We start from the raw sequence: 9,970 nt of genomic DNA on the forward strand, positions 1-9,970 counted from the left end.
CGCCCGCGGCGAGTTGTTCGCCGATCACTACAGCCAGGCGCGGCAGTTCTACGTCAGCCAGAGCGAGACCGAGCAGACGCATATCAAGGACGCGTTCGTATTCGAACTCAGCAAGGTCGAGACGCCTCAGATCCGCGCCCGTGTGGTTTCGCATCTGGTCAATGTCGACAAGGGGCTCGCCCAGCTGGTCGCCGATGGTCTCGGCATGAAGCTGCCGACGGCCGCCGAGCCGGCCCGCAAGCCGATCACCGACCTGCCGCCCTCGCCCGCGCTCAGCATCATCAAGAATGCGCCGGGCAGCTTCAAGGGCCGCAAGCTCGGCATCCTGGTCAGCGATGGCGCCGACGCCAAGCTGCTGGCGGCGCTCGAGGCGGCAGCCAAGCAACACGGCGCGATGGTCGAACTCATCGCCCCGAAGGTCGGCGGCTTCACCGCGTCCGACGGCAAGGAGCGGCCGGCCAAGCAGAAGATCAATGGCGGCCCCTCGGTGCTGTATGATGCGGTCGCGGTGCTGCTGTCCGAAGAAGGTGGCCTGCAACTGCAACAGGAAGCGACTGCGCGCGATTTCGTCGCTGACGCGTTCGCGCACGCCAAATTCATCGCCACCACCAAGGAGGCGGCGCCGCTGCTGGAGAAGGCCGGCGTCGAGCCGGACGGCGGCGTAATGAGTCTCGGCGGCGCCAAGGACGCCGAACGCTTCCTCGAACTCTGTACGCAACTCCGCTTCTGGGAGCGTGAGCCGACGGTGCATGTGGTCTGAGACGGCGTTGGCCGACCGATGACCGACAACACCCGACTGGCCGCTGAAAACGCGGCCGAGCCCCGCGATGCAGATTCGTCTGCGTCGCGGGCGCGTATTTCCGACCGTGAAGTCGAGGACGTCGAGGCGCGCTCCAGTCCGCGCACGCCGGTGATCTATGAGATTGTCCGGCGCACCGGCGAGGAAGAGATGGTTCGCCCGCTCACCTCGCTGTGGTGGTCAGGCCTCGCCGCGGGTCTGTCGATCAGCTTCTCGCTGCTCGCGCAGGCGATCCTGCAGCAGCATATTCCCGACGCGCCATGGCGGCCGCTGATCACCAGCCTCGGCTACTCGGTCGGCTTCGTCATGGTGGTGCTGGCGCGGCAGCAGCTGTTCACCGAGAACACCGTCACGGTGATCCTGCCGGTGATGGCCGAGCCGAGTGCCGGCAATATCGGCCGCGCCGCGCGGCTGTGGGCCATCGTGCTGCTCGCTAATCTGGCCGGCACGCTGTTCGCCGCGGCATTCTGCAGCCTGACGCCGGCGCTCTCTCCCGAGATGAAAGCCGAGATGATCGAGATCAGCCGGGCGATCCTCAGCCACGGTGCGTTCGGCACCGCGTTCAAAGGCATCGCGGCCGGCTTTCTGATGGCCACGATGGTGTGGCTGCTGCCGAGCGCGGAAAGCGGTCAGCTCGGCGTGATCGTGATGATGACCTGGCTGATTTCGGTCGGCGGCTTTGCCCATATTGTCGCCGGTAGCATGGAGGCGTTCATGCTGGTGCTGAACGGCGCGGCGAGTTCGCTCGAGGTGACGACCGGCTTCCTGCTGCCGGCGCTGGTCGGCAATATCATCGGCGGCACCGCGCTGTTTGCGCTGCTGGCCTACGCGCAGGTGATGAAGGAGATCGACTGACAGGCTCCATTCCGCTCGACGGAATGGAAAAAATCCGCTCGCGGCCTCGGCGCGGTTATTCTAGACAACCAGCAGGGACCCCAAGGACGCGATCAACGCATGCTGCAACGAACCAGCGAACAGGTCAGCCAGCGGATCGACCGCTGGCGCGCGATCGATGCGGCGGAGCACAGCCGCGCGCCGTTCGAGACGCTCGGCGCGGCCGGCCTGTTCGACATCGGTCTGCCGGGCGGCGACGGTTCGCTCGACAGTTTTGCAGCAATCGCCCAGGCCGAGCAGGCCATTGTCGCAGCGAGTGGCGACCTCGGCCTCGCCACCGCCTTCGCGGGCCGGCAACTGATTGCGCGTTTCTTCATCGGCCGCTTTGCCAGCGAGGCGCAGCGCGCCGATCTGCTGCCGCGTATCGCCGCGGGCCGCTGCTGGGCTGCGGTCGCGATCTCCGAGCCCGGCGCCGGCGCACATCCGAAACATCTGCAGACCACCGCCGAGCATCGCGGCGACGAGGTGGTGATCAACGGCCGCAAGGCGGGGATCACCAACGGGCCGGTCGCCGATATCTTCCTGGTGCTGGCGATCACCGGCACGCAGGACGGCCGCAAGCGCTATGGCCTGTTCGTCGTGCCGCGCGATACGCCTGGGCTGACGATGACGCCGGTGCCGTCGCTCGACGTGCTGAAGCCGGCGTCGCATTGCGAACTCAGCCTGGAGAACTGCACCGTGCCGGCCTCGGCGCAGATCGGCGACATGCTAGACGCCTATCCGGCGATGGCGCTGCCGTTCCGCGATATCGAGGACACGCTCGGCAGCGCCAGCAGCGCGGGCTTTCTGGCCTGGCTGGTGCGCGCTGCCGCCACTCACACCGAACTCACCGACGACCACGCGCTGCGGCTCGGCCGTCTCGAAGGGCTGGCCACGCTCGCCGCTGATACCAGCCGCGCCGCGGTGGCTGCGCTCGACGACGGCACGCCGCCGGTGCCGGCGCGGCTGATCGGCGTGCGCGCGCTCGCCGCCGGCATCGTAGACGACATCCGCGCGCATCTCGCCGTCGCCCGCGCCGACGAACGCGTCAGCCGCGCGCTGGCGGCCTATGACGTGCTGGCGAATGTCGCGCGCGAGCCGCGCAAGCAGCGGCAGATTAGCCTCGGCCAATCCCTCTGGAGCGAACCTCAAGCATGAGTAACGACCTGCCGATCGAATCCATCGACGCCGTCACCGCGGGCCTCGCATCGGTCGGTTACATCGCCAGCCGCCAGATCGCCACCGCGATCTATCTGGCCGAGCGGATCGAGAAGCCGATCCTGGTCGAAGGCCCGGCCGGCGTCGGCAAGACCGAACTCGCCAAATCGCTCGCCGCCTGGCGCGGCCTGAAGATGATCCGGATGCAGTGCTACGAAGGCCTCGACGAGGCCAAGGCGCTGTACGAATGGAAATACGCCAAGCAGCTGCTGTACACGCAGATCCTCAAGGACAAGCTCGGCGAAGTGCTCGGCGACGCGCAGTCGCTGTCGGCCGCGCTCGACAAGCTGCATGACTTCGGCGACGTGTTCTTCTCCAAGGAATTCGTTGAGCCGCGCCCGCTGCTCCAGGCGCTGGAGCAACCGAAGGGCTGTGTGCTGCTGGTCGACGAGATCGACAAGTCGGACGCCGAGTTCGAATCGCTGCTGCGCGAAATCCTGTCGGACTATCCGGGCGCGATCCCCGAGCTCGGCACCATCCGCGCCGCCGTCAAGCCGATCGTGCTGCTGACGTCGAACGGCGAGCGCGATCTGTCGGATGCGCTGAAGCGGCGTTGCCTGCATCTGCATATCGGCTTTCCGGAGCAGAAACTGGAAGAGCGCATCGTCGAGAGCCGCGTGCCCGGAGCCTCGGAAACGCTGCGCAAGCAGCTGGTCGGTTTCATCAACCAGCTCCGCGCGCTGGACCTGAAGAAACTGCCGTCGGTCAGCGAGACGATCGACTGGGCGCGGGTGCTGGTGCTGCTGCAATCCACCGAGCTCGACCACCAGACGGTCAAGGACACGCTCAACGTCCTGTTGAAGTACGAGGCCGATATCGAGACCGCCACCCCGCAGGTCGCCGGCTTCGTCGCCAAGGCCGGGCGCTCCGGCACCTTCGGCTGATGCGCGAGGAGCTGCACCGCTTCTTCCGGGCGGCGCGCGGCGCCGGCGTGCGCGTCTCGCCGGCCGAAAGTATCGATGCGATGCGCGCAGTGACGCAGGTCGGCTTCGCCGATCGCGGCCTGCTGCGCGACACGTTGCTGGTGACGCTGGCCAAGACCCAGGAGGAAAAGCAGGCGCTCGGCGAATGCTTCGACCTCTTCTTCAGCCGCCCCGAGCCGCCGCCTCCGCCGGAGGAGAGCGACGAGGCCTCGTCCGACCAATCTTCGGAGTCGCAGGGGCAGACTAGTTCGCCGGGCGCGCCCGGCCAGGGCGGCGGCGACGGTTCGGCGCAGCCGGAGCTAGGCGAGCTGGCGCAGATGCTGCTCGGGCAGGACCGCAGCGCGGTCGCGGCGGCGCTGTCGGGCGCTGCTGGCGCAGCCGAGCTATCGAACATTCGTTACTTCACCCAGCGCGGGCTGTTTCAGGGCCGCATGATGGAGGCGCTCGGCATCGGCCGGCTGCGCGACGATCTCGATGCGTTGAAGAGCGCCAACCCGGCCGAGGCGGAGCGGCTCGCCGCCGCGCTCGACGGGCTGCGCGACAGCGTGCGCGAAATGGTGTCGCAGGCCCTGGTGCTGTACGGCCGCGAAGAGACCGAGAATTTGCGCAACGAGATCCTGCGCAATGCGCCGCTGGCGCGGCTGGAACGACGTCAGGTGGAGCAAATGAAGGCGCTGATCCGCGCCATCGCCCGCCGGCTGCGCGAGCGCTATTCCAAGCCGCGCAAGCGGCAGCGCCGCGGCCATCTCGACGTCCGCCGTACCATCCGCAAGAACGCCGCCTGGGGTAGCGTGCCGTTCCTCACCGCATGGAAGCGCCGGCATCGCGACCGGCCGAAGATCGTGGCGATCTGCGACGTGTCGGGCTCGGTGGCGCAGGTCTCCGACTTCTTCCTGCTGCTGATCCACAGCCTGCACGAAGTGGTCGACGACGTCCGCTCCTTCGCGTTCTCCGGCCATCTGATCGAAGTCAGCGACATTCTCGACAAGCAGGAGCCGGAATCGGCGATGCGCGAGATCATGTCCAAGGTCGGGTTCGGCTCGTCGGACTATGGCAATTCCTTCGCCGATTTTGAGAAGCGCTATCTGCGCAGCGTGACGCCGAAGACCACCGTGATCGTGCTCGGTGACGCCCGCACCAACAATCTCGATCCGCGCACCGACCTGCTGCGCGAGATCTCCGAACGCGCCAAGCGCGTGGTCTGGCTCAATCCCGAAGGCCGCATGGGCTGGGGCTGGGGCGACAGCGAAATGCCCCGCTACGCCCCGTTCTGCAACGTCGTCCGGCAATGCGCCACGGCCAAGCAGCTCGAGCGCGCGGTGTCGGATATCGTGGCGGCGTATCAATAGCGCGCGGCTTACGCCGGCGCCGCGAGCATTCTCAGGAAGTTGTCGCTGAGGCGCCTTGCGCTGCGGGCGAAGCCGGGAAGCAGGTCGGCGGTTTCTTCGGCAAGATTCGCCGCGCGATCGCGTCCCAGCGCGGCTTCGAGCGAGGCCGCATAGGCGGGAATGCGCTGCCATTGCGGCACGGTCAGCTCGGTGAGTTCGACGTGATACTGCAGCCCGTAGGCAGCGCGGCCGAACCGAAACGCTTGCACCGCGCAGGCGGCGTTGCGGGCCAGCACGTCACAGCCCTCCGGCAGCGCCGCGACCTCGGCGCCGTGCCACTGAAACGTGTCGATGGAATTGGAGAAGCCGGCAAACAGCGGATCGGCCGCGCCGGCTTCGGTCAGCTCGACCACGCCCGGGCCGACCTCGGGCCGCGCCGCCAGCCGCACCTCGCCGCCCAGCGCGGCCGCCAGCAGCTGGTGTCCAAGACAGATGCCGAGATAAGGCCGTCGCAGATCCCGCACGAAGCGGCGGATCGCGGCCTTCTCGGCGACCAGCCAGGGATGCTGATCTTCCTCCCAGACGTCCATCGGACCGCCCATCACCACGAGCGCCGCGTAGTCTTCCAGTGCCGGGATCGGCTCGCCGGCATCCAGCTCGACGGCGTCCCAGGCAATCCCGGCCTCATGCCAGAAATCACGAAAGATGCCGGGATGCTCGACATCCAGATGCTGAAACACCAACAGGCGCGGCGTGGAGGCTGTGCTGTTCGTCATCGTCATCGCTTATTCTCTCACAGGTCCTGCATCGGCGCGACGTCGCCCGCGGCCTTATCCGCAGCTCCGCGCGGTCGGCCGCAAACGCACCGGCATCGCGCCGGCCTCACGCCCGGCAGCGTCCGGATCGCCCTCACACTCCGCCGGCTCCAGTGCGCGCTCCACGATCGGACACCCGGCCTCTGCGGCGCTCGGCGCCAGCAGATAGCTCAGCGCTTCCAGATCGGACGCCAGCAGGATCCGCGCCTTGGCCTGCATCGACCGGAAGATGCTCAGCACCGCGCGGCCATTCTCGGTGAGCGCCGCGCCGCCGCCGCGCTTGCCGCCGACGACGCGGTCAACCAGCGGCGCGCGGAAATGGCCGTTGAGATCGTCGATCAGCTTCCAGGCGTTCGGATAGGCCATCCCCATGCTGCGCGCCGCGCCGGAGATCGAGCCGAAGCGCTCGATCGCTTCGAGAAGCTGCACCTTGCCGGGACCGATGATCGGAACGATGCGGAGCTGCAGGCTTAGATCGGTCTTGTCCATCATCGCCTCCTCAGGCCGAACGTCTCGGCAGATCGGTTCCGGACCCGTCCGATGATGCTGCGGCGCCGCCGCCTTGGTCCCTGCTCCATTCGGCTAAGATCGTCGCCGTCACGGCTTCACCTTGGCGGCCTGTTTGGCCAGATAGGAGCGCCTGTACACGCGATAGTCGATACCGTAGCGATCGAGCCGCAGCCCGAGCACGCGCCGCGTCAAACCAAGCTCCTTGGCGGCCTCGGTCGTATTGCCGTGATGCGTCTTCAGGGCCTCGACGATCATCTCGTATTCGACCGCCTCCACCTTGGCTTCGAGGCTGCAGCCGAAATCGGTGCCGCTTTCGCCCGAGGTCTGCAGCGACGGCGGCAGATTGTAGCCGTGGATCACGCCGTCGTCCGACATGATCACCGAGCGCTCGATGACGTTCTCCAGTTCGCGGACGTTGCCGGGCCAGTGATAGGCCATCAGCATGTTCAGCGCCGGCGTCGAGATCCGCTTGACCTCCTTGCCGGCCGCGACGGCGCTGCGCGCGACGAAATGATCGGCCAGCAGGATGACGTCGCTGCCGCGATCGCGCAGCGGCGGCATGGTGATCGGGAATACATTGAGCCGATAGTACAGGTCCTCGCGGAATCTGCCCTTCGCCACCATGTCGAGCAGGTCGCGGTTGGTGGCGGCGATGATGCGCAGATCGACCTTGACCGGATGATTTCCGCCGACGCGCTCGAAGGTGCGCTCCTGCAGCACCCGCAGCAGCTTGGCCTGCATCGGCAGGCTGAGCTCGCCAACCTCGTCGAGAAAGATCGTGCCGCCGTCGGCGAGTTCGAACCGGCCCTTGCGCATGCCGACTGCGCCGGTGAACGAGCCCTTCTCGTGACCGAACAGTTCGCTCTCGACGATGTTCTCCGGCAGCGCCGCGCAGTTGAACTTGATGAACGGTCCTGCGGCGCTGGCGCTGTTGTAGTGGATGGCGTTGGCGGCCAGTTCCTTGCCGACGCCGCTCTCGCCCAGGATCAGCACCGTCGTCTTGGTCGACGCCACCTTCTGGATCAGGTCGTACACCGCCTGCATCGGCTTAGAGTTGCCGATGATGTTGGACGGCTTGAAGCGCTCCTTCAGTTCGCTCTGCAGCCTCGAATTCTCGTTTTCCAGCCGAACCTTGTCGACATTCTCCAGGAGATACAGTTCGACCGCCGAAGCGATCATCGAGGCGATCGTCGACAAGACGTCGACATCCTGCTTCAGGAGGCGACGATTGCGGTAGCTGCGCTCGGCCCCGATGGTGCCGAGCACCTTGCCGGCATGCACGATCGGCACGCAGACGAAAGCGGTGTTGGCCGACGCGTCGGCATGCGCCCTGGTGCGGTCAAGAAAGCGCGAATCCTCGCGCAGATGCGGCACGATGATGGTCTTGCCTGACGCTACGACCTGACCGGTGATGCCCTCACCCGGCGCGTAGATGCCGCGCGCCTTCTGGTCCTCCGACAGGCCGAAACTCTGGTGGATGAAGATGGTCTGGGATTCGCGGTCATACAGCGTGACGACGCCGCGATGCACCCGGAGCTGCGTCCGCATGATCGACAGGATCAGCTTCAGCGTCTTCGCCAGATCCTCGCATTCGGTGATGATCTTGCTGACGCGGCACAGCAGCGGCAGCACGTTGACGCGGCACTCGCCAGTGAAGCAGTGGCTGAATTCTTCGGAGAGATCTTCGACCTCGACTTGGACGACTTCGTTCCGGCTCATCGCAATCGCCTCGGCTGCACAGCTTCGGCTGAGCAATATCGATGCCACCATCTAAAAACGCTAACTAATTGATTTTACTAGATAGCGTTATTGTTCGAAAACGGACAATCGGTGAATGTCTGCTTCCCGACCTGATCGAGTCCTCCGTTCGCGGCGGCGTCATGAGGCGCTGTGGTACAGGGCGTCTTCTCCGTCAGCGCAGCGGGTACGGCCTGCGATGCGCTCGCATCAACGCGAGCCAGCGCTATAGTCCGATTAACACCATCAAATCGTACCCGCAGGCACGTTCCGATCGGTGAAAATGACCGATCCGTCCATTTGGCTGATCGATTCGCGCCGGGCCGCAAATGCACATCGGCGTCGGTTCTGAATCCGAAACGAACGCGCTCGAACGTTTTTACCGGGCGGACTGATCGGTTCTCCGAAACACGCGTCACGCCGGCTCACTCATCACGCCGAGGCCGCGTCGAGATTCGTCAACGATTCACATGCTCCGCGACGGCGGACGCCGTGCGCTCCACGACGTTCTCGGCATCGCACGCAGCGAATTACAGCCATCGTGATCAACGGAGTTATTTCGAACCGATTTGTTAGTTCCGCAAGATCATGGCTCGCACGTGCTCACTGGCATGGTCGTTGCTGTTCCTGCTGCCGAGGCGATGGATCACTCATCGTCCCGGTCAATTCATCGCAGGAGCTTCGGACCATGACCCGCAAGGTGGCAATCTACGGCAAGGGTGGCATCGGCAAGTCGACGACCACGCAGAACACGGCGGCGGCGCTCGCTTACTATCACGAGAAGAACATCTTCATTCATGGCTGCGATCCCAAGGCGGACTCCACCCGCCTGATCCTCGGCGGCAAGCCGCAGGACACCGTGATGGACACGCTGCGCACGCTCGGCGCCGAGAAGGTGACGCTCGAGAACGTCGTGAAGAGCGGCTTCAAGGACATCCGCTGCGTCGAATCCGGCGGTCCCGAGCCGGGCGTCGGCTGCGCCGGCCGCGGCGTCATCACCGCGATCGACCTGATGGAAGCCAACAAGGCTTACACCGATGATCTCGACTTCATCTTCTTCGACGTGCTCGGCGACGTGGTGTGCGGCGGCTTCGCGATGCCGATCCGCGACGGCAAGGCGCAGGAGGTCTACATCGTCGCCTCCGGCGAAATGATGGCGATCTACGCCGCCAACAACATCTGCAAGGGCCTCGTCAAATACGCCAAGCAGAGCGGCGTGCGGCTCGGCGGCATCATCTGCAACAGCCGCAAGGTCGACGGCGAGCGCGAGTTCCTCGAGGAATTCACCGCGGCGATCGGCACCAAGATGATCCACTTCGTGCCGCGCGACAACATCGTGCAGAAGGCCGAGTTCAACAAGAAGACCGTCACCGAGTTCGATCCCGAGGCCGATCAGGCGCTCGAATACAAGCAGCTCGGCGCCGCGATCATCGACAACAAGGACTTCGTGATTCCGAAGCCGCTGACGATGGATCAGCTCGAATCGATGGTCGTCAAATACGGCCTCATGGACTGACCTGCGCACCCCGCGCCTGACGGCGTACTTCCCGCACGAGGACACCAAGATGCCATATCACGAGTTCGACTGTTCGAAATGTCTCCCCGAACGCCAGAAGCACGCCGTCACCAAGGGCGCCGGCGATAATCTCGCGACCGCGCTGCCGCTCGGCTATCTCAACACCATCCCCGGATCGATCTCCGAGCGCGGCTGCGCCTATTGCGGCGCCAAGCACGTGATCGGTACGCCGATGAAGGACGTGATTCACA

General features: G+C 65.5%; 9 protein-coding genes and 1 pseudogene. 7 read left to right on the forward strand and 3 right to left on the reverse strand.

The window, feature by feature from the left end:
* The 5 genes from ACOJTD_RS00065 to ACOJTD_RS00085 form a co-directional block, all read left to right on the forward strand.
* On the forward strand, window positions 1–760 hold a 760-nt coding region (locus ACOJTD_RS00065), incomplete at its 5' end, for a catalase-related domain-containing protein (protein WP_420130911.1).
* A gap of 18 nt (window positions 761–778) precedes the next feature.
* Window positions 779–1,654 carry a formate/nitrite transporter family protein gene (locus tag ACOJTD_RS00070; protein WP_420130912.1) on the forward strand — a complete coding sequence of 292 codons (876 nt, stop codon included), beginning with the start codon at window positions 779–781 and terminating at the stop codon, window positions 1,652–1,654.
* A gap of 99 nt (window positions 1,655–1,753) precedes the next feature.
* Window positions 1,754–2,830 (forward strand): acyl-CoA dehydrogenase family protein, encoded by a 1,077-nt coding sequence (locus ACOJTD_RS00075; protein WP_420130913.1) that lies wholly within the window; start codon window positions 1,754–1,756, stop codon window positions 2,828–2,830.
* Window positions 2,827–3,774 carry an AAA family ATPase gene (locus tag ACOJTD_RS00080; protein WP_420130914.1) on the forward strand — a complete coding sequence of 316 codons (948 nt, stop codon included), beginning with the start codon at window positions 2,827–2,829 and terminating at the stop codon, window positions 3,772–3,774. The genes ACOJTD_RS00075 and ACOJTD_RS00080 overlap by 4 nt, the downstream gene beginning before the upstream one ends.
* A complete protein-coding gene (locus ACOJTD_RS00085; RefSeq protein WP_420130915.1) occupies window positions 3,774–5,162 on the forward strand; it encodes a vWA domain-containing protein in 1,389 nt (462 codons plus the stop codon). The genes ACOJTD_RS00080 and ACOJTD_RS00085 overlap by 1 nt, the downstream gene beginning before the upstream one ends.
* An 8-nt stretch (window positions 5,163–5,170) precedes the next feature.
* On the opposite strand, the gene ACOJTD_RS00090 is transcribed toward ACOJTD_RS00085, so the two are convergent.
* From ACOJTD_RS00090 to ACOJTD_RS00100, 3 genes are all read right to left on the reverse strand, one after another.
* The gene (locus tag ACOJTD_RS00090) at window positions 5,171–5,923 is read right to left on the reverse strand and encodes a type 1 glutamine amidotransferase (RefSeq protein WP_420130916.1); all 753 of its coding nucleotides are present in this window, start codon (window positions 5,921–5,923) and stop codon (window positions 5,171–5,173) included.
* Window positions 5,924–5,971: 48 nt separating this feature from the next.
* On the reverse strand, window positions 5,972–6,445 hold the full coding sequence (locus tag ACOJTD_RS00095) for a winged helix-turn-helix domain-containing protein (protein ID WP_420130917.1): 474 nt from the start codon (window positions 6,443–6,445) through the stop codon (window positions 5,972–5,974).
* A gap of 108 nt (window positions 6,446–6,553) precedes the next feature.
* Window positions 6,554–8,185 carry a sigma-54 interaction domain-containing protein gene (locus tag ACOJTD_RS00100; RefSeq protein ID WP_420130918.1) on the reverse strand — a complete coding sequence of 544 codons (1,632 nt, stop codon included), beginning with the start codon at window positions 8,183–8,185 and terminating at the stop codon, window positions 6,554–6,556.
* A 706-nt stretch (window positions 8,186–8,891) separates the two neighbouring features.
* Here ACOJTD_RS00100 and nifH point away from each other — a divergent pair.
* Window positions 8,892–9,719: a nitrogenase iron protein gene (gene nifH, locus ACOJTD_RS00105; RefSeq protein ID WP_420130919.1), complete on the forward strand. Its 828-nt coding sequence runs from the start codon at window positions 8,892–8,894 to the stop codon at window positions 9,717–9,719.
* A 49-nt stretch (window positions 9,720–9,768) separates the two neighbouring features.
* Window positions 9,769–9,970 (forward strand): annotated as a pseudogene (locus ACOJTD_RS00110) (nitrogenase iron-iron protein, alpha chain); the annotation flags it as partial.

The sequence above is a fragment of the Rhodopseudomonas sp. genome (assembly GCF_048594845.1).
In the GTDB taxonomy this organism is placed as follows: Bacteria; Pseudomonadota; Alphaproteobacteria; order Rhizobiales; family Xanthobacteraceae; genus Rhodopseudomonas.